The sequence below is a fragment of the Actinomycetota bacterium genome, from assembly GCA_030776625.1.
Classification (GTDB): domain Bacteria; phylum Actinomycetota; class CADDZG01; order CADDZG01; family WHSQ01; genus MB1-2.
Window position 1 is genome coordinate 41,131 of record JALYHL010000002.1, and the last position, 26,381, is coordinate 67,511.

Sequence of the window (26,381 nt, forward strand, 5' to 3'; positions counted from 1 at the left end):
AGCGCTTACAGGCCGTAGGTGCGGCCGATGATCTCTCTCATGATCTCAGACGTTCCGCCACCGATGGGGCCGAGCCGCGAGTCGCGCAGCGCCCGCTCTGCCGGGAACTCGGTGATGTAGCCGTAGCCGCCGTGGATCTGGACGCATTCGTCCGCAACGTGGAATGCGAGCTCGCTCGTGTAGAGCTTCGCCATCGCCACCTCCCGGATCGGGTTCTCCCCCGCCGCGTACAGACGCAGCGAGTTATAGGTCATCGCGCGGCCGGCCTCGATCCGCGTCGCCATCTCCGCGAAGCGGTGGCGCCACACCTGGAACTTGCCGATCGGGCGGTTGAAGGCGCTGCGCTCCAGCGAGTACGTCTTCGCCAGCTCGTACGTCCGCTGTGCAGCCGCAACCTGCGCCAGCGCCATCACTAGCCGCTCCCACGCGAAGTTCTGCATGATCGCGAGGAAGCCCGAGCCCTCCTCTCCGAGCCGGTGCGAGTCGGGGATCTCCAAGTCGGAGAAGGCGAGCTCGCCGGTCTGGCCGGAGCGCCACCCGAGCATGCGGATCTTCCCGGCACTGAAACCCGCGCTGGCGGCGTCGACCACGAAGAGGGTTAGGCCCTTGTGACCCGCGTCGGGATCTGTCTTGGCCGCGACGACGAGAAAGTCCGCCCAGGCGCCGTTGGTGATGAAGATCTTGGTCCCGTTGAGGATCCACCCGTCGCCGTTGCGACGCGCCGTGGTCTTGATGGCGGCGACGTCGGAGCCGGCGTCGGGCTCCGTCACCGCGAGCGCGCCGATCGCCTCGCCCGCCAGCGCCGGCGGAAGCCACCGCGCGCGCTGCTCCTCGTTGCCGAACTTCGCGACGTACAGGGAGGCGAGGTCCTTGTGCGCGCCCAGGCACGCGGCGACGCCGCCTGACCCGCAGCGGGCAATCTCTTCCGTCACGACTGCGTCGGCTATGAAGTCGGGGCCGGAGCCCCCCAGTTCGGGTGGATACTTGCAGCCGAAGAGGCCGACCTCACCGGCGCGCCGGAACACCTCGCGCGGGAACGCCTCTTGTCTCTCCCACTCCTGCGCGTGTGGCGCCAGCTCGCGCTCGACGAAGCTCCGGACGTGATGTCGAAGCTCTTCGTGGTGGGGCGCGAAGAGATCTGTCACAGGCCTTCGATCCTTCCGATGACCTCCCGCATCACCTCGTCGGCTCCGCCGCCGATCCTGATCAGCCGCGAGTCGCGCCAGGCGCGCTGGATCGGAAAGTCCATCGTGTAGCCGTAGCCGCCGAAGATCTGCAGAGCTTTGTCGGCGGTGCGCCAAGCCACCTCGCCGGTGAGCAGCTTCGCCATGGAGATCTCGCGGACGGGGTACTCACCCTGGTTCACCTTCCAGGCGGCGGCGTAAACGAGCTGCTGAGCGGCCTCGATCTCGGTGGCCATCTCGGCAAGCGCGTGCCGGATGGCCTGGTGCTTGCCGATCGGCTTGCCGAAGGTCTCTCTCTGCGTCGCGTACGCGAGCGCCGCCTCGAACGAGCGCCGCGCACCCTCGATGGACCCGGCCGCACCGACCAAACGCTCGCCTTGGAGCTCCCACGAGATGTTGTAAAAGCCCTCACCCTCGTTGCCGAGCAGCGCTTCGTCCGGCAGGAACATGTCGGTGAATGTGATCTCGGCCGTATCGCTCGTCCTCATCCCGAGCTTGTCCAGCGTCCGGGCGACGTGGAAGCCCGGTGTCTCGGTATCGACCAGGAACAGCGACATCCCCTGGTGCCCCGCGTCGCGATCCGTCTTCGCCACGAGCGTCATCGCGTGTGCGCGCCGGCCGTTCGTGATGAAGATCTTGGAGCCGTTCACGACCCAGCCGCCGTCCACCTTGCGCGCGGTCGTCTTGATCCCGGCGACATCGGAACCGGCATCTGGCTCGGTGATGCCGAGGCAGAAGATCTTCTCGCCCCTGAGCGCCGGGATGAGATACCGCTGCTTCTGTTCCTCGGTTCCGAACTTGAAGACCGGCGGTACCGCCATGTCCGTCTGCACCGCGACCGCCATCGCCACCCCGCCGGAGTTGCAACGGCACATCTCCTCGGCGAGGACGATGTTGCACAGGTAGTCGCCGCCACCGCCGCCGTACTCCTCTGGATACGCCACCCCGAGGAAGCCCAGCTCGCCCATCCGGCTGAAGACCCAGTCGGGGAAGTCTCCTTGTTCCTCCCACTCGTCGGCGTGGGGAGCCAGCTCCGCCTCGACGAAGTCGCGGATGCTCTTGCGAAGCTGGTCGTGTTCGTCGGAGAACGGCCATCGCGGCATCCGCGAAACATAGAGCAGGTCGCGGCGAACGACCTTTCTTAAAATCGTGGCGCTGGCATCATCGGCATATGCGCCGCTTCATCGTCACGTTCGCCCTCGTGAGCCTGCTCACCTCTGCGTGTGGTTCCGCGCAACAGTCGTCTCCCGCGGCAGGACCTCCATCGAACCAGGAAACAGCCTCGTCCCGGTCCCCGGCGGGTGCTGCGACCGAGGCGGCCCCGGACTTCACCGTCACGACCTTCGAGGGTGGAACCTTTTCGCTCGGAGACCAGCGCGGGACTCCCGTCGTGCTGAACTTCTGGGAGTCGTGGTGACTGCAGTGCCAAGCGGAGCAGCCGCACCTCAACCAGTTGGCTGAGGAATACGAAGGAGACGTTGTCTTCGCGGGCGTCTCGAACAACGACTCAGTGGAGGCTGGTAAGCGCTACGTGGAGGACCTCGATGTGCCGTACGCGATGGCTCACGCGCCCGAGGTGTGGGACGCGTACGAGGTCCCGTACCAGCCGGTAACGATCGTTATCGATCAGGACGGCGGCATAGCCGACCGCTTCGATGGCCCGGTTACGTACGAAGCGCTCAAAGAAGCGATCGAGACCGCGCTCTAGCCTTCGCTACTTCAGCGGCGATGGATAGAACCCGCGCGTAGCGCTAGGGCGCTCGGTAGACGAGTCCGCCGCCACCTCGGCCATTGATGATGGTGAGCTGTCGGTCGTCGACCTCTGCTGTGAAGCCGTCGCCGAGGACTCCGACCACGTGGCTGTCCTGCGCCCTTAGGTCTCGTGGGCAGTTCCCCAGCACCTCCATCGACGTGAACAAGATCTCGTTGAGGTTCTCGATCCACTCGCCTTGCAGCCGGCGACAACCGGTAGACCCGGTGAAGGTGCCGTCGCGGGACAGCGTCAGCGCGGCCGGAGCGGCGGAGCTCGCGGGGTGCTCGAGACCACGGGGCTGTAGCAGCGTTTCCAGGTGCCACTTCGTTCCCACGAGCTGCGCGGTCGGAGGAGGACCCACGGCAACGAAGATCAACTCGGTGTCGTTGCCGGTGAGCGAGAGCCCGTCGCCGTCTCTAGTGATCGTGTCTGCCGCCTGCAGCGCGTCGAGGTATCTCTCCTCCACGACCGCGACGTCGCCCGCACATCGATCTCCGTCCCGGCCAGACCGCCGACGTCGAAGCTCGAGCGGGAGATCGTCACCTTGCCGCCGTACGAGTTGCAGGCGGAGCGGCCGCTCACACGGGGGCCGTCGATCTCCAACGTGATGTCCCACTCGTCCAGGATCGGGATGTCCCCCGCGGGGCCACGCCCCGAGTCGAGCGCCCAGATCCGCTCGTAGGGGGCTGGGTCGTTGTCGCTAGTGGCGGGGGCCGCGGCCTTCGGCGGTGTGGCGGGAGCCGCGGCTTCCGGCGGGGCCGGGGATGGATCACCGGTGCACGTGGCGAAGAGGCAAGTGGCCAGCAAGAGCCCGATACCAAGGTTCGTCATCATCGATCAGACGTTCTAGAAGCCGTCCTGGTTCCGCGCCGGCGCGGTCGATCCTCACTACGCGCAGGCCGCGGTTGAGCTGGAAGCTTCCTGCCGGTCCGAACTTCGATCATCGACGTCCCCCAAGAAAAATCTCAGGTGAGTCCTCTAGAACGGCCGGTCTCGGCTGAAAACTGTCGTATCCACACGGGATAATTACATGCATGGGATTCAGTCACGTCGACGAGGCGATCGAGCTGCTCGAGAAGGCGAACGCGAACCTGCAGCCGGAGCTCGTGGGTGCATCGGATGCGAAGAGGCTGCTGGAGGCGTACGCGCACGCCGAGAAGCTGGCGGCGTTCGGCGTTGCCGCGCTCTCGCGCAAGGTCGCGGGCGCCACGGAGCTGGCGCGCGTTACCGGGACCTCCGTCACGCGGGCGAAAGACACCGTTGCCACTGCGAAGGTTCTGGAGGGCGCGCCGGAGCTGGCCGCTGCGTTGCAGCACGGCCACATCTCTCTGGATCAGGCCAGCGAGATCGCGAAGGCCGAAGAGTCCGCTCCGGGAGCCGCCAAGGAGCTGGTGGCGGTCGCGCAAGACGAGGCCTTCCACGTGCTCAGAGAGAAAGCCCGGAAAGTGAAGCTCGAAGCCGAGCAACACCGTGGTCTCGCGGAGCGCCAGCGGGACGCACGCAGCGCTCGCAGCTATAGCGACGAGCTCGGGATGGTGCACGTCCACCTCGCGCTGGAGCCGCATGTCGGGACGCCCATCGTGGCGCGGGCCGAAGCCGAGGCGGCGCGTCTCGCGCGCAAGGCGAAGCAGAAGGGCGAGGACGGGCCGTTCGAGGCGCATCTGGCCGATGCCTACGCCGCGCTCCTCTCCGGCTCCGGCACAGGTCGTGCTCGGCGCCCGGAGCTAGTGGTCGTCGTCAGCCACGAGGTCGCCGAGCGGGGTTGGAGCGACGTGCGAGAACGCGAGGTGTGCAAGATCCCGGGCATCGGTCCGGTCTCGCCGCAGGTGGCAAAGGAGATCGCTCACGATGCATTCCTGAGCGGGGTGTTCTACGACGGAAAGGACCTCCGTCGGTTCCGGCGCTGGTCGCGCTCGATCCCGGTCGAGGTCGGCATTGCGCTCGAGCTGGGGGAGCCGCCGGGGTTCGACGGCGTCGGGTGCGTCGACTGCGGCAATCGCTTCCGCACCGAGTTCGACCACGTGGAGCCGCGCGTCGCGGGGGGTCCCACGTCTACGAAGAATGTGAAACCGCGCTGCTGGCGCTGCCACCAGGCAAAGACGGAACGGGATCGCCGCGCCGGCAAGCTCAAACCACCGGAGCCCTGAGGTGTTCTCGACGAGCCCAAAGCTGACGAAGGGGTTTCTCCGTGACAGTCCGTAGCAGCACGCACTAGGTTGAAGCCGTGAACGCGCCTGTTTTGGAGCAGCTGCAGCCGTTGGCGTTCTTGCTCGGGACGTGGCGGGGGCAGGGGCGCGGGTTCTATCCCACCGTGCCGGAGTTCACCTACGAAGAAGAGGCGCTCTTTACCCACACCGGCCGGGCGTTCCTCGTGTACTCCCAGCGGACGTGGCAGCCGGAAACTGGACGCCCGATGCACTCCGAGAACGGCTTCGTCCGGCTCGTGGGCGACGGCAAGGTCGAGATCGTCGTCGCGCACGCATTCGGAGTGGCAGAGATCGGCGAGGGCACGATCACGGGGCAGCGGCTAGAGGTGGTCAGCACGAGGATCACCAAGACCTCGACCGCGAAGACGGTCGACGCCATCTCGCGCGCGTTCGAGGTGGAAGACGAGGTTCTGCGCTACACGATCGGTATGGCTTACGGCGGCCACCCGCTGCAGGACCACCTCGTGGCCACGCTGCAGAAGACCGACGCCTAGTCGCGTACCTGGTTAGCGCCGTCCCGCCCGCTACACGACCCGTCCTCCAACGCCGGTGTAGCCGCCAGTACTAGGCGGTGAACACGTCTGTACCGCACCTCCGCGCACGCTGTCCCCGTCCGGGTCTCGTCGCGGCCGTATGGCCCGGCGTGCGGCTAGCTCTCCAGTGACTCTGCCAGGCTCAAGCCCAGTACGGCTGCGCCGATCTCCGTCGCTAGGTACAAGAGCGCCCGGCCCTTCGGGAGATCGCGGAAGGCGCTGAGGGTACCGACGGCATCACTCGCGTCCGCCGCGGCGCAGGCCTGGAGCCAGCTGCTCGCGGAGCCGCCGCTCTCGAGCGCGACGGCCGTACCGGCGCCAAGGATCACATCACGCGCGCCCAGCCCGCGCACGATCATGTTGTTCGGAAACGCGGGCTGCTCTTCGCCGCTCCACAAGGTCGCGGCCTTCTTCGGCGCCAGGAACAGCGCCCCGCCTATGGCGATCCGACCCCATGCAAGCAGCCTCGCAACATCACGATCCTCCATGTCGTTCCTCCTTTGCTCGCCTCAGGGCGTTCCGGACCACCTGTCGATCGTGCTCCCACGCGAAATCAAGAGCCTCCAGCTCTTCTGGATCCACCCAGGCGAAGTCGGCGACATCGTCTGCCGCCCGCGGCTCGCCCGCCACCCGAGCCGCGAGGAAGCCGATCGCCAGCACGAACTCGCCCTCGGGCCCGTACGTGTGCGGCACCATCGAGACGCAGTCGTCGACACTCACCTCTATCTCGAGCCCCAGCTCCTCTCGCAGCTCTCGCTTCAGGCCGTCGATCGGATGCTCGCCGCCGGCGAGGAAGCCTCCAGGGATGTCGTATCGGCCCTTCTCCGGCTCGATCGCCCGCCGCGTTACTAGCGCCTTGCCCCCCTCGACGATCGCCGCCCCCACCGCGGGGGCGGAGTTCCGATACCAGGACCGTCCACACGAGAGACAGCTCTTCGAACCTTGCTCCGCGTCCTGCAACCGCGTTGCGCATGCCGGACAGAAGTGGAACGGCTTCACGTGCGCCGCGACGGAGGCGCGGCCTTCCCTCGCTCGGCTTCCTCGTAGCGGGCCAACGCGAAGAGCAGGTCCGACACCCGGTTCAGGTAGCGCAGCACCTCGGGGTCGCCGAGCGCGCCCTGACGATCGAGAGCCACGGCTTGCCGCTCCGCTCGTCGCACCGTGGACCGCGCTAGGTCGATCCCGGCCGCTCCCAGCGTCTCACCGGGGAGCACGAACTCGGGGCGCAGCGGATGTTCCTCCAGCAGGGCGTCTATGTCCGCCTCGGCCTGCGCCGTCATAGAGCCATCCACCTTGGAGATCCCGGGCTGCAGCTTCGAGCGGTTCTCCTCAGAGGTCGCCAGCTCGGCCCCCGCGATGAACATCTCGCGCTGAAGCCGGATCACGATCTCCTCGACCCTCGGAACCAACCCACCGGCCCGGGCGACGCCGAGCGCGGACACGGTCTCGTCCAGCGTCCCGTAGACCTGCGTTCGCAGGTCGTCCTTGGCGACGCGGCCCCCGTACAGCAGCCCCGTCGTTCCGTCGTCGCCCTTCTTCGTGTAGATCCTCGGCACGAAGGCGACCCTATCCCCGCGGCCCATCGAAGCCGCGATCTCTTGAACTGGATTCCGCGCACGAAGGCCCGTCGATATGCTCGCAAGAAAGACCCGAGATGACGCTCGGACGAGGGGAGGTCCGTTGAGTTTGAAGAGATCGAGCTGGATCGCGGGAGCGTTCGCGCTGATGCTGCTGGCGGCGGCGTGCGGAGGAGAAAAGGCCACCACGCCGACCGATGCTGGGGGAGACGCCGGTGCGGCCGCCGAGGCTCAGAGCGACATCAAGGTCGGCCTCGCGCTAGATGTCGGTGGGCTCGGAGACAAGTCCTTCAACGACGCCGCCAACCGCGGTCTGCAGCAGGCGATCGACGAGGGTCTGATCGCGGAGGAGAACACGAAGCTGATCGAGACGAACCAGACCGGGTCGAACCGCGACAACAACGTCGTGAACCTGGCCGACAGCGGGTATGACTTGATCCTCGGGATCGGTTTCTCCTTCTCGCCCGGGATCGACAAGATCGCGGGCGACTACCCGGATCAGTTCTTCGGGGTGATCGATGGGTTCGCGGCCGAGGCGGACAACGTCGCCAACCTGACATTCAAGGAACACGAAGGCTCCTTCCTCGTAGGCGCGGCGGCAGCGATGAAGTCCGAGACCGGCACGATCGGCTTCCTCGGCGGCCAGGAAGGCACAGGCCTGATCGAGAAGTTCGAGGCCGGTTACATCGCCGGAGCAGAGGCCGTCGACCCGAACATCAAGGTCCTGTCGGAATACATCGGCGACTCGGTCCAGGCGTTCGTCGATCCCACGAAAGGCGAGGCCCTGTCGCAGAAGATGTACGACGCAGGCGCCGACGTCATCTATCACGCCTCCGGCCAGTCGGGCCTCGGGCTGTTCAAGGCCGCGGTCGAGGCAGACAAGCTCGCCATCGGCGTCGACTCGGACCAGTCCCTAACCGCGAGCCCCGCCGAGCAGGAGCTGATCTTGACCTCGATGCTGAAGCGGGTCGACACCGCGGTGTACGACGCCATCACGCAGGTCGTGGAGGGGAGCTTCAAGTCTGGGACGCAGGTGTTCGGGCTCGAAGATGAGGGCGTCGACTACGCGGTGAACGAGTTCAACGACAACGACCAGCTCCTGTCGGCCGAGATCCAGGCCAAGCTGGACGAGTTCAAGCAACAGATAATCGACGGCGAGATCAGCGTTCCGGAGAAGCCGTAGCCGGCGCAGTGACCACCACCGCATCGGACGCATCATCGGAGGGCCCTGAGGGCCCTCCGCTCATCTCTCTGGTCGGCGTCACCAAGCGGTTCCCGGGGATCGTCGCTAACGAGAACGTCGATCTGTCGCTCCGCGCCGGCGAGGTCCACGCGCTGGTGGGCGAGAACGGCGCGGGCAAGTCGACGCTGATGCGCGTGCTCTACGGCCTCTATCCGCCGGACGAGGGCCGGATCGAGGTCCGGGGCAGCGAGGTCAAGATCTCGTCACCGAGACACGCCATCGCCCTCGGGATCGGCATGGTGCACCAGCACTTCGTGCTCGTAGAGCGTTTCACCGTCACCGAGAACGTGGTGCTGGGGGGCGAGGGGGCGGCCGTCGTCGACTACGCGAGCGCCGAGAAACGCGTGCGGGAGCTCGCCACCTCGTATGGCTTCGCCGTAGATCCCCGGGCACGGGTAGAGGATCTCTCGGTCGGTCAGCAGCAACGCGTCGAGATCTTGAAGGCGCTGTATCGCGGCATCGACGTCTTGATCCTCGACGAGCCCACGGCGGTGCTCACCCCCAGCGAAGCAGAAGACCTGTTCGACAACCTGAGGAGCCTGAAGGCCGACGGGAAGTCGATCATCTTCATCAGTCACAAGCTGGATGAGGTGCTCGAGATCGCCGACCGGATCACGGTGCTGCGCAGGGGCAGGGTCGTGGGCGAGACGTCACCGGCCAGCACGTCCAAGGAGAAGCTCGCCGAGATGATGGTCGGGCGCCCCGTGCTGTTCCGGTTGAAGAAGCCCGACGTCGCGCTCGGCGAGCCCCTGTTGACGTTGGAAGGTTTAGAGGTGGCGGGGCAGGTCAACGGGATCGACCTGGAGGTCCGCGCGGGAGAGATCGTCGGCGTCGCCGGAGTCGAGGGCAACGGGCAGCGCGAGCTGGCCGAAGCGGTGCTGGGGCTGCGACATGCCGATGCCGGTCGCGTGATCGTCGGCGGTGTCGACGTCACCGGTCGCTCGGTTGCGGAGGTAAGGCGTCACGGCGTCGCGTACGTGCCGGAGGACCGCCACGGGCGCGGCCTCGTGCTCGACATGAGCCTGTGGGAGAACTCGGTGCTCGGGCGCCAAGACAAGAAGGAGTACGCAGGGAAACTCGGCGTTCTGGCGATCAAGAAGATCAAGTCGCTCGCCACGCGCCTGATCAAGGAGTTCGACGTGCGTGCGCGCAGCATCAGCGTCGAGGCGGCCACGTTGTCCGGAGGAAACCAGCAGAAGCTGATCCTGGCGCGCGAGCTCGAGGACGATCCAGTGCTATTGGTCGCGCACCAGCCGACCCGCGGCCTGGACGTCGGCGCCATCGAGTTCGTCTGGGCACAGATCCTCGAGCAGAAAGCGGCCGGGCGCGCCGTGTTGCTGATCTCGGCGGAGCTCGACGAGATCTACGAGCTGTCTGATCGGATCATGACGCTTTACGAGGGCCGGATCACCGGCGAGTACCCACCCGACGCGCCGCCGGACGAGATCGGGCTCGGCATGACCGGCGGGCGCCGCGACGGCCGCCGTGAGGAGAGGGCGGGCTGATGGCTGCGTCGAGCGCTTCATCCGCGGTCGCTGCCCCGCCACGCGTGCGGTCTCCGTGGATCGAGTTCCTGGCCGGACAACTGCTGGCCCTCGCCGGCGCGTTCCTCTTCGCCGGCCTCGTGGGCGCCGCGATCATCAGGGCCTACGGCGTGGACCCGCTGGAGGTGTACCGGATCATCTGGGTCTACGGCACCTCTGAGGTATCGGACGTAGCCCGTGTGTTCGCCAACGCGACGCCGCTGATCTTCTCGGGCCTCGCGGTGGCGGTCGCGTTCAAAGCGGGCCTGTTCAACATCGGCGTAGAAGGCCAGTACATCGTGGCGATGATGGCGGCAGCCGCGGCCGCGGTTTCACTGGACGCACTGCCGGGCGTGATCCTGCTACCCGTCGTCATCGTTGCAGCGATGCTCGCCGGCGTCGTATGGGCGGCGATTCCGGGCGTCCTGAAGGTGAAGACCGGCGCACACGAAGTGGTGACCACGATCATGATGAACGGGATCGCCGTCAGCCTCGTCGCGTGGGCGCTGCTCAACCCACTGCGCAGCGCGGATGAGGGCCTGGTGGACCTGAGAACGGACATCTTCACGCCGAAGGCTCTGGTGCCGCGACTCTCGGCTGCGCTCGGGCTGGAGGACCAGATCCCGGGGTCGGTCCACCTCACCTGGCTGTTCCCGGTGGCGCTCCTTGCCTGCGTCATCGTCTGGTTCCTGTTGTTCAGGACGCGCCTCGGCTACGAGATCCGCGCCATCGGTTCCTCGGGTGGGTCGGCCGAGGCCGGTGGAATCTCGATCCAGGCATTGCAGGTGAAGGCGTTCGTGATCTCGGGCGCGCTCGCGGGGCTCGTCGGGCTGAACGGCCTCCTCGGTGACCGCGGCTACCTCGCGCACAACTACGAGATCGGTCTCGGCTTCGCCGGGATCACCGTCGCGTTTCTCGGCCGCAACCATCCCGTCGGCATCGCGCTGGCGGGAACGCTTCTGGGACTTCTCGCGCGCGGTCAGGACGGCATCGCGGTCAGCTTCGAGCTCCCCACCGAGACTCTCATCATCCTCGAGGGCATCTTGATCCTGTCGGTGGTTGTGGCGTACGAGCTGGTGCGGAGGGGCATAGCGCGGAGGCGGCAGCGCGCGGTGCGCGCGGAGGAGAAGTCGCTCGAGACCGCGGCAAAGGCAGGCGAGCATGCCGCTTCTTGACCTCGGAGTCGCGATCGCGATCGGCTTCCGCTACTTCACGATCATCTATCTCGCCGGCCTGGGCGGACTGTTCAGCGAGCGCTCCGGCATCGTGAACATCGGGCTCGAGGGGATCATGATCATCGGCGCCGTCATGGGCGCGTGGGGAACGCTGGAGTGGGGGCCCGTTGCCGGACTCCTGATCGGGGCAGCGAGTGGACTGGCACTGTCTCTCGTGCACGCTCTGGCGACGGTCACTTTCCGCGTCGACCAGATCGTCTCCGGCGTGGTGATCAACGTCGTGGCGGTCGGGATGGGCCGCTTCTTCGCGCAGACCTTCTTCGGGCAAGCGACGCAGTCGGAGCCGAGCATCCCTGACTTCGAGAAGTTCGACGTTCCGCTCCTGTCCTCCCTGCCGCTCGGGCTCGGGCGCGCCTTCCAGGAGATGTCACCGATCGTCCCGCTGGCGTTCCTGCTCACGATCCCCGTCCTATTCGTCTTGAACCGCACGCGCTTCGGCTTGCGGCTTCGTTCTGCAGGTGAGAACCCGGACGCAACCCGCAGCGTCGGCGTCCGCGTGGCGCCGCTCCGGTACGCGGGCGTGGGCCTCTCGGGCGTGCTCGGCGGGTTGTCGGGCGCGTTCCTCGCGATCGAGGTCAACCAGCTGTACCACGAGGGCCAGACGCAAGGACTCGGGTTCATCGCGATCGCGGCGCTGATCCTGGGGAACTGGAGACCGGTGTCGCTGATGTTCGGCGCGCTTTTGTTCGGTTTCGCACAGGCCGTCCCGCTCCGGTTGAGCGATGCGCCGGTCATCTCGCTCATGCCGGAGCAGTTCATCCGGATGATCCCTTACGTAGTGACGATGATCGCGATCGCAGGATTCGTCGGACGAGTCCAGCCTCCCGCGGCCGCCGGGCGCGCCTACGAGGGGGGCGGAGGAAGGCTCTAAGCGGCGCGCAGGCTTGTCGCAAGAACGGAGGAACATGAGCACGATCGACTGGGACGAACTGCGGAAAGCTGCACATGCCGCGACCGAACGCTCGTACGCCCCCTACTCGAAGTTCCGCGTCGGTGCGGCCGCGCTCGTCGACGACGGCCGCCTCATAACCGGCTGCAACGTGGAGAACGCCTCGTATGGGATATCGCTGTGCGCCGAATGCGGGGTCGTCTCGCAGCTGCACAACTCCGGCGGTGGGCGCCTCGTCGCGGTGAGCGCGATGCATGCGGACGGCACCATCCTCGCCCCCTGTGGCCGCTGCAGGCAGCTCCTGCTGGAGGCCGGCGGCAGCGACCTGATGGTGGACGGTGCATCCGGGCCGCGGCCGCTATCGGAGTTGCTACCGGACTCGTTCTCGGTCGATGACCTCGAATCCCGCGACGAGACTCGTTGATGGACGTGATCGACGTCATCCGTACGAAGCGAGATGGCGGTGTCCTATCGGAGGAGCAGATCCGCTGGTTCATCGACGCTTACACGCAGGACGCGGTCGCACCGGAGCAGGCTTCGGCACTGTTGATGGCGATCGTGTGGCGCGGAATGGATCCAGCCGAGTTGAAAGTTTGGACCGACGCGATGCTGACGTCGGGTGAGAGGCTCGACCTCTCGTCTGTCGGCCGCCCCACCGCCGACAAGCACTCGACCGGAGGTGTCGGCGACAAGGTGTCGCTGATCCTGGCCCCCCTGGCTGCAGCTTGTGCGATCGCCGACCCGATGCTGTCGGGCCGTGGACTCGGTCACACCGGCGGCACGCTCGACAAGCTGGAGGCGATCCCCGGGTGGCGGGCGGATCTGGAACGGGACGAGATGCTGCGGATCCTTCGCGACGTCGGCTGCGTCATCTGCGCCGCCGGCGGCTCGCTGGCGCCCGCCGACAAGAAGCTGTATGCGCTGCGGGACGTAACAGGCACCGTCGAGTCGATCCCGCTGATCGCGTCGTCGATCATGTCGAAGAAGATCGCCGAGGGAACCGACGCGCTGGTGTTGGACGTCAAGGTCGGCTCGGGTGCGTTCTTGCCGGACCTCGAGTCAGCGCGGCGACTCGCAGAAACGATGGTCGAGCTCGGAAACGCGCACGGAGTGAAGACCAGCGCTTTGCTCACCGACATGGACACGCCTCTGGGTCGCGCCGCGGGCAACGGGATGGAGGTGACGGAGTCGGTCGAGTGTCTGAAGGGGGGCGGCCCACCTGACCTACGCGAGATAACGCTGGCTCTCGTGAGAGAGATGCTGACGCTCGCCGGTGTAGATGCCGACCCCGCAGCCGCACTCGAAGACGGCAGCGCGCAGCGGAAGTACGACCAGATGATCCGCGCGCAGGGCGGCGACCCGGCGGCCCCCCTCACTGAAGCGTCCGAGCGCCGGACGGTACTCGCCCCGACGAGCGGATACATCCAGCGCTTAGATGCTCGTGCCGTAGGAATCGCAGCGTGGCGGCTCGGCGCGGGCCGCACGCGCAAGGAAGACCCGGTGAGCGCTGCCGCGGGAGTCGTGTGTCTGGCCAAACCGGGGGACGCGGTCGAAGAGGGCCAGCCGGTGCTCGAGCTACACGCTGACGATCCGACGCGGTTCGACCACGCGCTGAACGCGCTGCAAAGCGGCATCGCGATCGGCAACGAACCGCCGGAGCCGCGGCCGCTGATCATCGAGAGGATCGGCGCGTGAGCGCGACCATCGCGGAGGTGACCGGGAGGGCCAGGTACAAGGTCGCGGTCGCGCTGGGCTCGGGTCTCGGAGGGCGCGGCGGAGAACCCGTCGGCGGAGCTCCGATCCCGTACAGCGCGATCGCCGGGATGCCGACCTCGACCGTCGCCGGACACGAGGGCGCGCTTTACGCGGGAGAGATCGCCGGCGCGGGCGTCCTGTTGTTCTCCGGACGCGTGCATCTCTACGAGGGCCATGACGCAAGCACCGTCACTCGCTGGGTATCGCTGGCGGTCGAAGCGGGATGCGACACGATCATCCTTACGAACGCCGCGGGCGGGATCCGCCCCGACCTGCAGGTCGGCACGCCCTACCTGATCTCGGATCAGCTGAACCTCACCGGCACGTCTCCGTTGATCGGCCCCCACGACGGGAGGGGCCCTCGCTTCCCCTCGATGATCGAGGTCTATGACCCCGCGCTACGGGCTCTGGCGCGGGAGGTGGACCCGACGCTCGGGGAGGGTGTCTACGCGGGGCTCCTCGGGCCGGCCTACGAGACGCCCGCAGAGGTGCGGATGCTCGCGACGCTTGGTGCCGACTTCGTGGGTATGTCGACCGTGCTGGAAGCGATCATGGCGCGCTATCTCGGCGCCCGTGTGCTGGGCTTGTCCCTCGTCACCAACCTGGCCGCGGGTCTGAGCACCGAAGAGCCCACCCACGAGGAGGTCGCCCGCGTCGGCGCGGGAGCGGCGGGCCCCATTCACGCGTTGTTGCGCCAGCTGATCCCGCGGATCTGACGCCTCTCCTGCGACGCCTTCCCGTCGGCTGTTACCGCGCAGGTTCGATGGGTATGGGTTCCGGAGGTCCAGGTTTGGACCTCACACAGATCGCGGGAGCTCATGCCACAACACCTATCAGGGGAAACATTGGCGGCGATCTCGCGCGAGATGGTTCGTCTTAAGGCGCAGCACTATGGCAAGGGCGCGGTCGAGGCGAAGTCGTATCTGAACGACAACTTCCTGTTCGTGGTGCTCAAGGGCGGCATAACGAAGATCGAACAGACCCTGATCGAGTCCGGCGACGAGGGTTTGGTGAGACAGGTTCGGCTTAGGTTCCAGGAACAGATGAGCGACGCGTTCACGAACGCGGTCGAGCAGCTGACCGACCGAAAGGTCGTGCAGTACCAGAGCCAGATCGTGTTCAACCCCGACTACTCGTTCGAGATCTTCCTGCTCGAGAACCTCGATGGCGAGGCCCCCTCCTAGCGCGAGGACCAGACCAGCGGTAATCTGACGCGGTGCCAAGGCAACACCCACACGGGTAGGGCCGCGGCTTCGGTGGGCTACTAGGGGCGCCTCGTTGGTTCCGGCGGAACAGGCGAGGCGAACCTCGAGCTGGGAGGTCGGATGCAACGGCTGTACAGCACCGCGGTCTCGGACCGCGGCGGCAGATCGGTTCCCGAACTCCCCGACACGAGCGGTGGCGTTGGCTGAGTCAGACGCCATAGCCGGCAGCACGGTCGACTCGAAGATCCAGTCATACCTCGACGATGTCGAGAGTGCGCTGGCCGGAGCGAAGGCGCAGGTGGCACAGCTCGAGGAAGCGCTGCTCACGCGGACCACGATCGGGCAAGCGGTCGGCCTGCTGATGGCGCAGGAGGGCCTTGGATCCGAAGAGGCTTTCATGAAGCTGGTCCACGTGTCGCAGAACGCGAACATCAAGCTGCGGGATATCGCGCAACGCTATGTGGACGCTTGGGAAGAAAGAGTCACAGGCAGTAAAGAGGCGTGACGAACGAGTGCCGGATCACGCGGCGCCCTCAGGTCCCCTTCGGGTGCCACACCGTCTTCATCTCCTGGAATGCGGTGACCTCGTAGGGACTTCGTTCATTCGCAGGGCGTACGAGTCGTTTCACGTTCTCGGCCGCTGCGGTCTCCACCTCAGCAAGAGCATCTGGGTCCACCCCCGACAGGTCGAGTACATCTACGTCGAGGTGCGAAGCCAAAGCCGGAACCAACTCTGTCGCAAGGCCGGTGATGATGTTCACGACACCGGGCGGGACATCCGAGGTGGCAAGACATTCGGCGAGGGCGATCGAGGGCAGAGGTCGCTTCTCGGACGCGATCCCAACGACGGCGTTGCCGGCGCAGAGCGCGGGTGCCAGTCGTTCGACGAGACCGAGCAGCGACGGTTCCTGTGGTGCGACGATGCCCGCGACGCCGACGGGCTCGGGCGAGGTGATGTTGAAGTAGGGACCCGCAACGGGGTTGATGCCACCCATGACCTGAGCGACCTTGTCGGTCCACCCGGCGTACCAGACCCAGGTATCGATGGCGCGATCGACCTGCGCGCTGGCTCCCCTCTTGCCGTCGGCTCGCGTCACCTCGGCGATCAGCTCGTCGCGGCGCGACTCCATGATCTCCGCCACCCGATACAGCACCTGCCCGCGGTTGTAGCCGGTGATCGTCGCCCACCTCGCGGACGCCTTGCGCGCGGCCTTCACCGCGTCGCGGACATCCTTGCGCGATCCACGCACGGCGTTCGCAAGCAGCGCGCCGGTGGTGTCGTTGACCTCGTAGCTGCGTCCGGACTCCGAGCGCGGGAAGGCTCCGTCGATGAAGAGCTTGTAGGTCTTTCGGATCTCGACGCGGCTCACGTTCTGGTCTCCCGGAACCGACCACGCAGCAAGCGCATGTGCAGAGAGAACGGCATCACGCGAACTTCACGTAACCCTCGAGGCCGTGGCGGCCACCCTCGCGCCCGTAGCCCGATTCCTTGTAGCCGCCGAAGGGCGACGCGGGATCGAACCGGTTGAACGTGTTCGCCCACACGACGCCCGCCTTGAGATGGTCGGCCATCCACAGGATGCGCGAGCCCTTCTCCGTCCACACGCCCGCGCTGAGCCCATACGGGGTGTTGTTCGCTTTCTCGACCGCCTCTTCCGCGGTGCGGAACGTCAAGACGGAGAGAACGGGCCCGAAGATCTCCTCGCGCGCGATGCGATGCGACTGCGACACACCCGTGAAGATCGTCGGCGGGAACCAGAAGCCGCGCTCAGGAAGCTCGCACTCGGCCTGGTAGAGCTCGGCCCCCTCCTCGACCCCGGCTCCGACCAATCCTTTGATCTTGTCGAGTTGAGCGCGAGAGTTGATCGCACCGATGTCGGTGTTCTTGTCGAGGGGGTCCCCGAGCCTCAACGTGCTGAGTCGCCTCTTCAACTTCTCCAGGAGCCGCTCCGCGACCGACTCCTGCACCAGAAGGCGCGAGCCGGCGCAACACACGTGCCCCTGATTGAAGAAGATGCCGTTCACGATCCCCTCGACCGCTTGGTCGAGCGGGGCGTCCTCGAACACGATGTTTGCCGCCTTGCCGCCGAGCTCGAGGGTGACCTTCTTCGAGGTCCCGGCGACCGCTCGCTGGATGTCCTTGCCGACCTCGGTGGAGCCGGTGAACGCCACCTTCTGCACGTCCGGATGACGGACGAGAGCGCCGCCGGTGGGACCCGCACCGGTCACGATGTTCACGACGCCGGGCGGAAGACCGACCTGCTGACAGATCGACGCGAACTCCAGCGCGGTGAGAGGCGTCGTCTCCGCGGGCTTCAGGACGACCGTGTTCCCCGTCGCGAGCGCCGGTGCGATCTTCCACGCCAGCATCAGCAACGGGAAGTTCCACGGGATGATCTGCGCCGCCACGCCCAGCGGCTGGGGCGTGCGGCCGGGGAACGCGAACTCCAGCTTGTCCGCCCAGCCTGCGTGATAGAAGAAATGAGCCGCGGCCAACGGCACGTCCAGATCGCGGCTCTCCCTGATGGGCTTCCCGCCGTTCATCGTTTCGAGCACCGCTAGCTCGCGGCTCCGCTCCTGGATCACGCGCGCGATGCGGAAGATGTACTTCGCGCGTTCCGCTCCCGCGAGGCGGCACCACTTCTTGAAAGCAGCACCCGCGGCAGACACGGCTCGGTCGACGTCTTCTTCGTCGGCGACCGGGATCGCCGCCAGCACCTCCTCGGTGGCCGGGTTGATCGTCTTCAGGAACTCGCCCGAAGTCGGCTGGACGAACTCTCCACCTATGAAGAGGCCATAGTCATCCCGGATCTCGACGACATCGGTCGACTCGGGCGCCGGAGAGTAATGCCAGGACGTCATGAGTAGGTCACTAGTCGATGGTGTAGCGGTCGGGGTCTGAATACAAGCCCGTTCGCTGCTTGTCGATCTGCATCAAGAGGTCGTTCAACAACGACGAGGCACCGATACGGAAGCGCTCCGGCGTCAGCCACTCCTCGCCCAAGGTCTCCTTCACGATGACCAGGTAGCGCAGCGCGTCCTTGGCCGTCCTGATGCCGCCGGCGACCTTGAGGCCTACCGCGCGACCGGTCTCCCCTTCGAAGTCCCTGATCGCTTCCGCCATCACGAGCGCGACCACCGGCGTCGAGGCCGGCGTGATCTTGCCGGTGGATGTCTTGATCGTGTCGGCCCCGGCGGCCATGGCGACCATGGAGGCGCGGCGGACGCCGTCGTAGGAGCCGAGCTCGCCGGTCTCCAGGATCACCTTCACGTGAGCGGCCCCCGCCGCTGCCTTGGAAGCCGCGACCTCGTCGAAAACGGTGGCTTCGTCGCCCGCGAGCAACGCGCCGCGGCTGATGACGATGTCCACCTCGTCCGCTCCGTCGTCGACGGCGCGATAGATCTCCTGGAGCCTCAGCTCGAGCGGCGCCTGCCCCGAGGGAAACGCGGTCGCCACCGACGCCACCTTCACTCCAGATCCGGCGAGCGCAGCGCGCGCCACGGCGACTAGGCGCGGGTAGATGCACAGCGCCGCAACGTGCGGGATCGTGGGGTCTCCGGGAGCCGGCCGCATCGCCTTCGCCGCGAGTTGCCGGATCTTGCCCCCCGAGTCGGCTCCTTCGAGCGTGGTGAGGTCACAGCACCTGATCGCCAGCTCGAGGCCCTGCAGCTTGGATCCGCGTTTGATCGAGCGACTTCCGAGCGTCGCCGCCCGCTGCTCGGCCCCGACCGCGTCCACAGCGCCACCGATCCGATCGACCACGGCGAGATCCAGCGCCGGCGCCACGGACACGCGACTAGTGCTGGTGGGCGTGCTGGTGGCTGTGGCCTCCATGACCCATCGGGCCCTGCACGAGAGGCAGCGATATGCGCTTCGCCGGACGGGGGCGGGGCGGCACCAGGTTCACGATCTCTTTCGCGGTGGTGACGAAGGCTTGAGAGACCTCCGCGTCGGGGTCCTGCAGCACGATGGGAGCACCCGCGTCGGCGAACTCTCGAGTCGAAGGCTCGAGCGGGATCTGACCCAACAGAGGGACGTCGAGTTTCTCCGCGAGGCTTTCGCCACCGCCCTCACCGAAGATCCGGTATTCCTTGCCGTCGTCGCCCCGGAAGTAGGACATGTTCTCGACGACCCCGATGACATCGAGATTGGTCTTCTCTGCCATCAATCCTGCGCGCTGCGCGACCTTCTCGGCCACAGCCTGCGGCGTCGTGACGATCACCATGCTGGCACCCGGCAGGAACTGCGCGATCGAGATCGCTACGTCGCCGGTGCCCGGAGGCAGGTCGATGAGCAGGTAATCCGGCTCGTCCCAGTGGACGTCGCTGAGGAACTGCTGCAGAGCCTTGTGCAGCATGGGACCTCGCCACACGACCGGGTTGTCCTCCGGCGTGAACAGTCCGATCGACACGACCTTTATCCCGAATACCTCAGGCGGCATGATCATCTCGCCGACGACCGTGGGACGTTCGTGGATCCCCAGCATCCGCGGGATCGAGAAGCCCCAGACGTCTGCATCCAGCAGTCCGACGGTGTGTCCGAGCTTCGCGAGCGAGGCCGCGATGTTGACCGTGGTCGTCGACTTCCCCACACCGCCCTTGCCCGACCCGATCGCGATCACCTGCGTGGTCGAATCGGAGCGCGCGAAGGGGGCCGGGGTGTCCTTGCGCAGGTTGCCGACCAGCGCCTCCCTCTCCTGCTCCGTCATCGAAGTGAGCTCGACGTTCACGTGAGAAACGTCGGGAAAGCTCTCCTTCAGCTTCGCTGGGATGACGGTGTGGAAGTAGTCCTTCAGCGGACAGCCGGGGATGGTCAGCGCGATGAGGACCGAGATCTCGGAGCCGCTGATCGAGATCCCACGGACCATGTTGAGCTCGTTCAGCCCGCGGTGCAACTCCGGGTCCTGGATCTGTCCGAGAACCTCGGAGATCTGCTGTTCGGTGGGCATCGGCATGGTGGTCACTCCTGACGTCTTGTGAGCTTCAAGGGTAAGCGATGGATAGGTCGCTGCCGCCCGTTTCGGCGTCAGACGAGCACGCGCAGAGCCCGCGGGACCAGGCTCAAAGAGACCTCGTCGCGCTCGCCGACGTAGTCGCCGTCGACCTGCACCGGCAGCGGACGATCGCATCGCAGCGTCGCGTCGTCGACGTCGTGCAGGTAGACCGACTGCCTCCAGCGGACATGGGAGCGGCTGACGAGGAGAGCCCAAGCCAGCCGCGGGATCGTCGCGCCGCGCATCCGTCGCAACCCGAAGAGGTCGAGCCCCCGGTCCAGCCGCGCGTGCGGGCAGACATCGACCGGGTGCTTCTTGAAGAAGGTGAAGGGTCGGCCGTTACAACAGACGGCGAGGACGACGCGCTCGGGAGACCCGCCGGCGGCGGTGATCTCGATCCACGCGTCGCTGCCCCTGTAGTGCGTGACCCCTGCTTTCAGAGCGTTACTAAGGAAGAACCACTCCCTCCGCCGCCGCTTCGCCTCCGGATCGGCCTCGACCCGCTTCACCACCTCGGCATCCAGACCGACTCCCGCCGAGAACAGGAAATAGCGCTCGTTCATCCGGCCGACGTTGATCATCCGGCTCGTCGTCGAAGCGATGTGAGACGCGACGAAAGCGGTCGCCTCGACCGGGTCGCGCGGAACGCCAAGCGACCGCGCGAGGACGTTGGTGCTTCCCCCTGGGATCAGCCCAAAGGCAACGTCGGTGCCGATCAGACCCTGGGCCGTCTCGTTGATCGTTCCATCTCCTCCGAACGCGATCACCGCGTCGAAACCTCTGTCCGCGGCGTCACGGGCAAGCTCGGTCGCATGCGAGCGGGCATGGGTGTCGCAGACCTCGAGTTTGAAGTCCGCCTGCAAGGCCTTGACGATGACCTCCTTGGTCCGCTGCGAGACAGAACCCGCGTGGGCGTTCGAGATCACCAGCACGGTCTTCATCGGCGAAAGCTACAGCCGCGCCATCCTCGGGTCCGAGGAGCGAGGTCTCCTATGCTGGAGCGCCGGGTCTCTGAGGTCGGGAGCGCAGTCATCGAACTGGTGTTCATCTCCGCAGGCGTCGCCCTCGGCGCGGCGTTGCTCCAAGACGGGAGCCTGGAACGGCTGGCTTCCGTGCGGCTGCGTTTCACGTGGCTGGTTTTCGGGGGTCTTGCGACGCAGATCGCAGTCGGTCTGGTCAGCCCACGCTTGATCGACCTAAACGGTGCGTTCCTCCTGCTGATGGCAGCCAACGCCCTGGTCGCACTCTTTCTGATCGTGAACCTGAGGGTGCCGGGCATGGCGCTCGCGGGTGCCGGATTGGTGATGAACCTCGCCGTGATCGCGGTGAACGGAGCCATGCCGGTCTTGCCACAGGCGGCGGAATCGGTCGGCAGACCGATCACGGCCGAACGCAGCGGCCTACGGCACGAGGTGCTGGACGACCAGACAGAGCTCCGGTGGCTTGCGGACGCGATCCCGGTCAAACCACTCCGAACGGTGCTCAGTCTCGGCGACGTCCTGTTGGCCCTCGGCTTGGGCCTCTTCGTCTACCGGGCGACTCGGCCGCCGCGGGGGCGACGAACGAGAGCTAGAGGAGCTTCCGGTTCAGCGCCTGCAGCAGAGCCTTGATAGCGGCGGTCGCGATGTCGTCCTCGATCACCGCGGTCCCGACCAACGCCAGCCTGATCCCGCCCTCCGCGAAGGCCGCCCGCACGCACACCGCGTCTTCGGAGTCCACGCTCTGCAGAGACAAGCTCTCGAGATCGACCGTCGCCCTTCGCTCCGATAGAACCGGATCCAACGCCCGCAACGTCGCGATCACGGCTGCTTTGCCTCGGGATGTCCGCGATCCGCCCCCCGTGCAGGACCCCTCTGAGATGTCGCCCGACGGGTGCCGCAGCATCACCTTCACCCACTCCGAGTCGGCGCCTTTCGACACCTCGATCCTGTCGATCAGGATCCGGGACGGCCGGTGGCCGTTGGAGGACGGTTCGTCGACCTGGACGACCGACACGATCCGGTGATCGATCGCCAAACCGAAACCCGCGGCCGCGAGCGACTGGACGTCTCGCACAACCTGCTTGGGCGAGCGGTCTTGCGACGCCACCACGTGGATCTCGGTCGGCTGGTCTTCGCCAACCACCCGGACGCCCGTGATGCCCGAGATCCTCTTGAGCCCGGCTTCGAGCTCGGCGCGGTTCATAACCCGCCACGCTTCCACGTGACGGGCACCGGGTCAAGGACTAGAGCGGAGCTAGGCGGTCAGGTCGATCAGGACGTCCGCTACCTCCGGGTCGAATTGCGTGCCGGCGTTGGCGTGGATCAGCTCTAGCGCCCGGTCGGTGGGCATCGCCGACCGGTAGGGGCGGTCCGACGTCATGGCGTCGAAAGCATCGACTACCGCGAAGGCGCGGGCGGTGATCGGTATCTCCTCGCGGGCGAGGCCGAAGGGATAGCCGCCGCCGTCGAAACGTTCGTGGTGGCTCAGGATGATGTCGGTCGCGGCGGAAGAGAAGCCGATGGGCTCCACGATCTTCACCCCGAGCTCCGGGTGCTGCCGCATGCTCTTCCACTCCTCGTCCGTGAGCGGACCCACCTTGTTGAGGACCGCGTCGGGGACGCCGATCTTTCCGACGTCGTGCAGCGTGAACCCGAACCGCACCTCCTCGTTCCTAGCCAGGTCAGGGTCGATCTTGTCCAAACAGGTCTCGGCGAGGGAGGTCACGCGGCGCAGATGCTGTCCGGTCTCCAGATCGCGCACCTCCACCGCAGCCGCGAGAGCTTCGATGGTGGCGAGATCCCTCTTTCTGCGGTCGGACAGAGAGTTGAGGTACGACTCCAGGAGTATCGCGGTCGCCTCACCCGGAACAGCTGGGTTGTGGCGGCTGGAGGACATCAGGATGCGGCTGAGTTCCTCCATCGACGCATCTCGGTAGATGGCACCCACGGCCCCAGAGGCGAGCGCATCGATCACGCCGGTCGCAGGCGCGGCGCGCTCGGACATCACGATGATGCGGGTCTCCGGCGAGAGGCGATGCAGCGCCGAAACGAGAGCGCAGTCCGGCGACAGGGCGAGGTCGATCAAGGCCACGTCGGGAGCGGACTTACGTCCGGACTCCAAAGCCTCCGCGGCCGAAGTGACCTGCGCAGTCACCTCTGCGTTGCCGGCTGCTTCGATGATCTTGGCTAGAGATTCCGCGATAGTCAGATGACGCTCGGCGATCAACACCCTCACTGCTGCTTGCTGAGAAAGCGTCATATGCCCTGTCCGGCTAGAACGGTTGCGTAACAGAGGCCGGGGCGGCCTCTCGCCACAAGTAGACCGAAGCGAGCACTTCGCGGTCATCCCCCGGAAGGGCAAAGGTGCTTCCCCGAGCGAGTCCCGCTGGTAATTCGAACCATTGCTTCCGGACTCCGAGAAACGTACGCTTTAGACCGACCCGGGAGCGGGTCGATCAGCGTAGCGAGTCACACCTGAACGAACAGCAACAGAGCGGAGCGGCGACCCCTCCGGGGGTCGGTCCTAGAACACCTTCTAAGTTCCGAGAGGAGGTCCGCATGAAGGTCCGTCTCATCGCTCTTGCAAGCACGCTATTGGCGCTTTTTCAGGTCGCCGGCGCAACCTGGAAGTACTAAGAAACAAGGTACCGCTGAGGGAGGGGCGAGGATCCCCTCCCTTTAGCTTTTAAGCGCCGGTTCTCGGAACCCCGTCTCCCCTACGATACGCGTATGTCCAGAGGACGCTCTTTTGCGTGGTTGAGCGGAGCTATCGCCCTCGGCGCGTTGATAGCAGCCTGGCGCGGGCCCGTGGATATGCCCGACATGCCGAACTTCTTGTTCTGGGTCGCGCTGCTCCTCGCGGCCGAACTTCTGCCGGTATCTCTCGGCTTCGACACCCGAGTGACGATGTCACTGCCGATCATGATCGCGATCGCGCTCCTATTCGAGCCAGCCATAGCGATGACGATGGCAGCGCTGGGAGCCTTCGACGGGCGGGAGTTCAGGGGCGAGATCCCATTGTGGCGATCGGTGTTCAACCGAAGCCAGGTGATCCTCGCGATCGGGGCCGCCTCTTTCGTCGTCCGTACCGTCGACGACGGCTCGTTCGACCGATTCCCTACCGGCGCGCTCGTCACCGTGGGCGGCATCTTGATATTCGTCGCGATCAACCTTGGCCTGGTCGCCCTCATGTTGCATCGAGACAGGGGTCTCAGTATGCGCGAAGCGTTCGAGACCCTTGTGCCGCGGCCCGTCGGGGGCTTCCTGCTGTCACAGGCCGTTCTGGGTGCCCTTGGTGTCGCGACGGCCGCCGCGTACCAGGAGATCCAGTTCTTCGTGGCGGCCTTCTTGATACCGCTGCTCTTCGCGCGGCTCAGCCTGCTGGGCGCCCGCGCTCAACAGGAGCTGGCGCAGCAGGTCCAAGAGCAACAAAGGGCGCTCCTGGACGCGACGGAGAAAGTGTTTTCGGACCGCGAGGAAGAGCGCAACCTGATCGCCGAGAACATCCACGACTCAGCCCTCCAACTGCTCGTCGGAGCCGCGTACGCGGCGGGAAACGCCCGGACCTATGTCGAAGAAGGCCGACTCTCGGAGGCACGCGCCGCTCTGGCCTCCACGAAAGGGGCGGTGGAAGACGCGATCGCCGATCTCAGATCGTCGCTTACCGACCTACGCCGTTCGTCCATCGGGGCAGGCGGATTGATGGCCACGATCGAGGCGTTCGCGGAACAGATGCGTATCCTGTGGTCGGCCGATATCCGCATCGAGGGAGGGACCGAAGAAGAACCTCCTATCCCGGTCTCACTGGCCGCCTTCCAGATACTGCAAGAGGGGCTGACGAACGCGCTGAAGCATTCTGCGGTAAGAAAGGTAGTCGTGCGCGTAAGCGAGTATGACGGGATGGTTCACATCTCGGTCGAAGACGAAGGTCCCGGCTTCGATGTGTCGGCGGAACCCGGGCCGCAACACCTCGGCCTGAGGTTGATGAGGGAGCGAGCGGCCCGCGTGGGAGGGAGGTTAGAGCTGCAGTCCACGCCCGGCAGCGGGACCCGACTCGAGGCCGTTCTTCCGGGTCGCGCCGCACGATGACGATCAACGTTCTGATCGTCGAAGATCACACCGTCGTCTCTCAAGGTCTGGAGGCGATGCTCGCCGACGTGGACGACCTGAACCTCCTCGGGACGCGCACCTCCGGCGAAGAGGCCATCAGCGCGAGCGAAGCGGACGACGTGGCGGTGATGCTGATGGACGTGAGCCTGAGTGGGTCGATGAACGGCATCGAAGCCACCAAGCGGATCAAAGAGACGAAGCCGGAGACCAAGATCCTCGTGCTGACGATGTACACCGATCCGGCAACCGTCGCGGAGGCGATCAAAGCTGGAGCGGACGGCTACATGTCGAAAGGCGCTTCGCGCGAGGCGTTGCTACAGGGGATCAGAGACGTCGCACAGGGCCGGTCCGTGCTAGACCCCACGGTGACCGAAGGCGTGTTCGGACGGCTGGGCGGCCGCGACTCCCGCGCTCTCAGCGACCGCGAGGTGTCGGTACTGCAGGGGTTGAGCAACGGTCTCTCCACCAAAGAGGTGGCCTCCGAGATGCACCTGTCGGAGGAAACGATCAAGACGTACCTCAAGCAGGTGTTTCGCAAGCTGCAGGTGAGAGATCGAACGGAGGCCGTCGCCGAGGCATTCCGCCGCGGTCTGATCCACTAGCTGAAGGATCGGCTCGCACTCTCCGCGCGAGCTAGATCGATCGGGCCGAGATTCAACACGCGGTTGATGGCGTCCAGCGTCGCGCGCGCGATCGCGTCGAGCTCGTCCCCCCTCACCAGGGCGGTCCCGATGAGGACGTTGTCGCGGGAGCTGACGGAGACGACCGCCAGCCGATCGACGCCGTAGTTGAAGATCTCGACGTTCTCCAGTTGAAGCGCGTACGGGATCAAGCACCGCACGCTCTCCAGTACCGCTCGCGCCACCGAGCGATACTCGAACCTCCGCCCGATCGGTACGTCCACCTCCCCCACGAGCGCGTCGCCCTCCAGCTCGAGCGTCACCTGCGCGGTGAAGCGCTGGCCGTAGCGCTTGGTAGAGAGGCTCGACAACTTGCGACGCTGCATCACCGTGCTCGGAGAGGTCCCTCCGAGCACCCTCACCCGCAGGGCCGCAGGCTCGATGCCGGCGCGGTCCGCAAGGGTCCGCACGTCCGAGAGTGTGTCGTCCTCTCTCCGCTCCGGAAGCGTCAGAACGCTGACTTCGAAGCTGCGCGCACGCGGGACCACCCTCGCCTCACGCACGCCCCGGAGC

Annotated in this window: 30 protein-coding genes; 15 read left to right on the top strand and 15 right to left on the bottom strand. The window is 66.2% G+C overall.

The features are described from left to right. Positions 1-5: 5 nt before the first annotated feature. Positions 6-1,145: an acyl-CoA dehydrogenase family protein gene (locus M3N53_04320; protein MDP9067564.1), complete on the bottom strand. Its 1,140-nt coding sequence runs from the start codon at positions 1,143-1,145 to the stop codon at positions 6-8. After that, on the bottom strand, positions 1,142-2,287 hold the full coding sequence (locus tag M3N53_04325) for an acyl-CoA dehydrogenase family protein (protein ID MDP9067565.1): 1,146 nt from the start codon (positions 2,285-2,287) through the stop codon (positions 1,142-1,144). Before M3N53_04325 ends, M3N53_04320 begins: the two co-directional genes overlap by 4 nt. A gap of 68 nt (positions 2,288-2,355) precedes the next feature. Here M3N53_04325 and M3N53_04330 point away from each other — a divergent pair, with 68 nt between their 5' ends. Then, complete coding sequence (locus tag M3N53_04330) at positions 2,356-2,892, top strand: TlpA family protein disulfide reductase (GenBank protein ID MDP9067566.1); 537 nt, start codon at positions 2,356-2,358, stop codon at positions 2,890-2,892. Positions 2,893-2,935: 43 nt separating this feature from the next. Here M3N53_04330 and M3N53_04335 read toward each other — a convergent pair whose 3' ends face one another. Next, positions 2,936-3,403, bottom strand: coding sequence for an META domain-containing protein (locus tag M3N53_04335; protein ID MDP9067567.1), 468 nt, complete (start codon positions 3,401-3,403; stop codon positions 2,936-2,938). Continuing rightward, complete coding sequence (locus M3N53_04340) at positions 3,310-3,771, bottom strand: META domain-containing protein (protein ID MDP9067568.1); 462 nt, start codon at positions 3,769-3,771, stop codon at positions 3,310-3,312. Before M3N53_04340 ends, M3N53_04335 begins: the two co-directional genes overlap by 94 nt. A gap of 200 nt (positions 3,772-3,971) precedes the next feature. Between M3N53_04340 and M3N53_04345 the strand changes: the two genes are divergently transcribed. Beyond that, the gene (locus tag M3N53_04345) at positions 3,972-5,084 is read left to right on the top strand and encodes an HNH endonuclease (protein MDP9067569.1); all 1,113 of its coding nucleotides are present in this window, start codon (positions 3,972-3,974) and stop codon (positions 5,082-5,084) included. Positions 5,085-5,161: 77 nt separating this feature from the next. Further along, a complete protein-coding gene (locus M3N53_04350) occupies positions 5,162-5,638 on the top strand; it encodes an FABP family protein (protein MDP9067570.1) in 477 nt (158 codons plus the stop codon). 155 nt (positions 5,639-5,793) lie between these two features. Here M3N53_04350 and M3N53_04355 read toward each other — a convergent pair whose 3' ends face one another. From M3N53_04355 to M3N53_04365, 3 genes are read right to left on the bottom strand one after another with little or no spacing between them, the layout of a single operon-like run. After that, positions 5,794-6,165: a hypothetical protein gene (locus M3N53_04355; GenBank protein MDP9067571.1), complete on the bottom strand. Its 372-nt coding sequence runs from the start codon at positions 6,163-6,165 to the stop codon at positions 5,794-5,796. After that, complete coding sequence (locus M3N53_04360; GenBank protein ID MDP9067572.1) at positions 6,152-6,676, bottom strand: NUDIX domain-containing protein; 525 nt, start codon at positions 6,674-6,676, stop codon at positions 6,152-6,154. The genes M3N53_04355 and M3N53_04360 overlap by 14 nt, the downstream gene beginning before the upstream one ends. Further along, positions 6,673-7,233, bottom strand: a complete 561-nt coding sequence (locus M3N53_04365; GenBank protein MDP9067573.1) for a cob(I)yrinic acid a,c-diamide adenosyltransferase — start codon at positions 7,231-7,233, stop codon at positions 6,673-6,675. Before M3N53_04365 ends, M3N53_04360 begins: the two co-directional genes overlap by 4 nt. Before the next feature lie 124 nt (positions 7,234-7,357). On the opposite strand from M3N53_04365, the gene M3N53_04370 reads away from it, so the two are divergent. The 9 genes from M3N53_04370 to M3N53_04410 all read left to right on the top strand — a co-directional run bounded on the left by M3N53_04370 (position 7,358) and on the right by M3N53_04410 (position 15,609). Beyond that, positions 7,358-8,437 carry a BMP family ABC transporter substrate-binding protein gene (locus M3N53_04370; GenBank protein ID MDP9067574.1) on the top strand — a complete coding sequence of 360 codons (1,080 nt, stop codon included), beginning with the start codon at positions 7,358-7,360 and terminating at the stop codon, positions 8,435-8,437. Positions 8,438-8,445: 8 nt separating this feature from the next. Next, positions 8,446-10,002 (top strand): ABC transporter ATP-binding protein, encoded by a 1,557-nt coding sequence (locus M3N53_04375; GenBank protein ID MDP9067575.1) that lies wholly within the window; start codon positions 8,446-8,448, stop codon positions 10,000-10,002. Then, positions 10,002-11,195, top strand: a complete 1,194-nt coding sequence (locus M3N53_04380; protein ID MDP9067576.1) for an ABC transporter permease — start codon at positions 10,002-10,004, stop codon at positions 11,193-11,195. Before M3N53_04375 ends, M3N53_04380 begins: the two co-directional genes overlap by 1 nt. Further along, on the top strand, positions 11,182-12,126 hold the full coding sequence (locus M3N53_04385; GenBank protein MDP9067577.1) for an ABC transporter permease: 945 nt from the start codon (positions 11,182-11,184) through the stop codon (positions 12,124-12,126). Before M3N53_04380 ends, M3N53_04385 begins: the two co-directional genes overlap by 14 nt. A gap of 34 nt (positions 12,127-12,160) precedes the next feature. After that, positions 12,161-12,568, top strand: coding sequence for a cytidine deaminase (locus tag M3N53_04390; protein MDP9067578.1), 408 nt, complete (start codon positions 12,161-12,163; stop codon positions 12,566-12,568). Beyond that, a complete protein-coding gene (locus M3N53_04395) occupies positions 12,568-13,839 on the top strand; it encodes a thymidine phosphorylase (protein ID MDP9067579.1) in 1,272 nt (423 codons plus the stop codon). The genes M3N53_04390 and M3N53_04395 overlap by 1 nt, the downstream gene beginning before the upstream one ends. Next, positions 13,836-14,615, top strand: coding sequence for a purine-nucleoside phosphorylase (locus M3N53_04400; GenBank protein ID MDP9067580.1), 780 nt, complete (start codon positions 13,836-13,838; stop codon positions 14,613-14,615). The genes M3N53_04395 and M3N53_04400 overlap by 4 nt, the downstream gene beginning before the upstream one ends. Positions 14,616-14,744: 129 nt before the next feature. Further along, a complete protein-coding gene (locus M3N53_04405; protein ID MDP9067581.1) occupies positions 14,745-15,083 on the top strand; it encodes a DUF2294 domain-containing protein in 339 nt (112 codons plus the stop codon). A 220-nt stretch (positions 15,084-15,303) separates the two neighbouring features. Beyond that, positions 15,304-15,609 (top strand): ANTAR domain-containing protein, encoded by a 306-nt coding sequence (locus tag M3N53_04410; GenBank protein MDP9067582.1) that lies wholly within the window; start codon positions 15,304-15,306, stop codon positions 15,607-15,609. 28 nt (positions 15,610-15,637) lie between these two features. Here the strand turns inward: M3N53_04410 and M3N53_04415 are convergent, their stop codons facing one another. From M3N53_04415 to M3N53_04435, 5 genes are all read right to left on the bottom strand, one after another. Then, positions 15,638-16,474, bottom strand: coding sequence for an aldehyde dehydrogenase family protein (locus tag M3N53_04415; protein ID MDP9067583.1), 837 nt, complete (start codon positions 16,472-16,474; stop codon positions 15,638-15,640). A gap of 55 nt (positions 16,475-16,529) precedes the next feature. Further along, entirely contained in the window at positions 16,530-17,966 is a 1,437-nt protein-coding gene (locus M3N53_04420) for an aldehyde dehydrogenase family protein (protein ID MDP9067584.1), read from the bottom strand. Between the two features lie 10 nt (positions 17,967-17,976). Beyond that, a complete protein-coding gene (deoC, locus tag M3N53_04425) occupies positions 17,977-18,939 on the bottom strand; it encodes a deoxyribose-phosphate aldolase (GenBank protein ID MDP9067585.1) in 963 nt (320 codons plus the stop codon). Further along, positions 18,902-20,059, bottom strand: a complete 1,158-nt coding sequence (locus M3N53_04430) for an Mrp/NBP35 family ATP-binding protein (GenBank protein ID MDP9067586.1) — start codon at positions 20,057-20,059, stop codon at positions 18,902-18,904. The genes deoC and M3N53_04430 overlap by 38 nt, the downstream gene beginning before the upstream one ends. Positions 20,060-20,130: 71 nt before the next feature. Continuing rightward, entirely contained in the window at positions 20,131-21,039 is a 909-nt protein-coding gene (locus tag M3N53_04435) for a diacylglycerol kinase family lipid kinase (GenBank protein ID MDP9067587.1), read from the bottom strand. A gap of 51 nt (positions 21,040-21,090) precedes the next feature. On the opposite strand from M3N53_04435, the gene M3N53_04440 reads away from it, so the two are divergent. Further along, the gene (locus M3N53_04440) at positions 21,091-21,708 is read left to right on the top strand and encodes a DUF5317 domain-containing protein (GenBank protein ID MDP9067588.1); all 618 of its coding nucleotides are present in this window, start codon (positions 21,091-21,093) and stop codon (positions 21,706-21,708) included. Here the strand turns inward: M3N53_04440 and M3N53_04445 are convergent. After that, positions 21,668-22,282 carry a hypothetical protein gene (locus M3N53_04445; protein MDP9067589.1) on the bottom strand — a complete coding sequence of 205 codons (615 nt, stop codon included), beginning with the start codon at positions 22,280-22,282 and terminating at the stop codon, positions 21,668-21,670. The two genes, M3N53_04440 and M3N53_04445, sit on opposite strands and share 41 nt — an antisense overlap. Positions 22,283-22,333: 51 nt before the next feature. Further along, complete coding sequence (locus M3N53_04450; GenBank protein MDP9067590.1) at positions 22,334-23,314, bottom strand: HD domain-containing protein; 981 nt, start codon at positions 23,312-23,314, stop codon at positions 22,334-22,336. A gap of 521 nt (positions 23,315-23,835) precedes the next feature. Between M3N53_04450 and M3N53_04455 the strand changes: the two genes are divergently transcribed. Next, entirely contained in the window at positions 23,836-25,167 is a 1,332-nt protein-coding gene (locus M3N53_04455) for a sensor histidine kinase (protein MDP9067591.1), read from the top strand. Next, a complete protein-coding gene (locus M3N53_04460; GenBank protein MDP9067592.1) occupies positions 25,164-25,790 on the top strand; it encodes a response regulator transcription factor in 627 nt (208 codons plus the stop codon). The genes M3N53_04455 and M3N53_04460 overlap by 4 nt, the downstream gene beginning before the upstream one ends. Here the strand turns inward: M3N53_04460 and M3N53_04465 are convergent. Beyond that, the gene (locus tag M3N53_04465) at positions 25,787-26,371 is read right to left on the bottom strand and encodes a hypothetical protein (protein ID MDP9067593.1); all 585 of its coding nucleotides are present in this window, start codon (positions 26,369-26,371) and stop codon (positions 25,787-25,789) included. The genes M3N53_04460 and M3N53_04465 overlap by 4 nt on opposite strands. Positions 26,372-26,381 lie beyond the last annotated feature (10 nt).

What these genes read in the sequence shown, in the direction of transcription:
- M3N53_04355 (MDP9067571.1), bottom strand. Translation starts at nt 6,165, where the DNA reads ATGGAGGATCGTGATGTTGCGAGGCTGCTTGCATGGGGTCGGATCGCC.
- M3N53_04440 (MDP9067588.1), top strand. Translation starts at nt 21,091, where the DNA reads ATGCTGGAGCGCCGGGTCTCTGAGGTCGGGAGCGCAGTCATCGAACTG.
- M3N53_04380 (MDP9067576.1), top strand. Translation starts at nt 10,002, where the DNA reads ATGGCTGCGTCGAGCGCTTCATCCGCGGTCGCTGCCCCGCCACGCGTG.
- M3N53_04390 (MDP9067578.1), top strand. Translation starts at nt 12,161, where the DNA reads ATGAGCACGATCGACTGGGACGAACTGCGGAAAGCTGCACATGCCGCG.
- M3N53_04420 (MDP9067584.1), bottom strand. Translation starts at nt 17,966, where the DNA reads ATGACGTCCTGGCATTACTCTCCGGCGCCCGAGTCGACCGATGTCGTC.
- M3N53_04430 (MDP9067586.1), bottom strand. Translation starts at nt 20,059, where the DNA reads ATGCCGATGCCCACCGAACAGCAGATCTCCGAGGTTCTCGGACAGATC.
- M3N53_04395 (MDP9067579.1), top strand. Translation starts at nt 12,568, where the DNA reads ATGGACGTGATCGACGTCATCCGTACGAAGCGAGATGGCGGTGTCCTA.
- M3N53_04345 (MDP9067569.1), top strand. Translation starts at nt 3,972, where the DNA reads ATGGGATTCAGTCACGTCGACGAGGCGATCGAGCTGCTCGAGAAGGCG.
- M3N53_04435 (MDP9067587.1), bottom strand. Translation starts at nt 21,039, where the DNA reads ATGAAGACCGTGCTGGTGATCTCGAACGCCCACGCGGGTTCTGTCTCG.
- M3N53_04445 (MDP9067589.1), bottom strand. Translation starts at nt 22,282, where the DNA reads ATGAACCGCGCCGAGCTCGAAGCCGGGCTCAAGAGGATCTCGGGCATC.
- M3N53_04340 (MDP9067568.1), bottom strand. Translation starts at nt 3,771, where the DNA reads ATGATGACGAACCTTGGTATCGGGCTCTTGCTGGCCACTTGCCTCTTC.
- M3N53_04385 (MDP9067577.1), top strand. Translation starts at nt 11,182, where the DNA reads ATGCCGCTTCTTGACCTCGGAGTCGCGATCGCGATCGGCTTCCGCTAC.
- M3N53_04460 (MDP9067592.1), top strand. Translation starts at nt 25,164, where the DNA reads ATGACGATCAACGTTCTGATCGTCGAAGATCACACCGTCGTCTCTCAA.
- deoC (MDP9067585.1), bottom strand. Translation starts at nt 18,939, where the DNA reads ATGGAGGCCACAGCCACCAGCACGCCCACCAGCACTAGTCGCGTGTCC.
- M3N53_04325 (MDP9067565.1), bottom strand. Translation starts at nt 2,287, where the DNA reads ATGCCGCGATGGCCGTTCTCCGACGAACACGACCAGCTTCGCAAGAGC.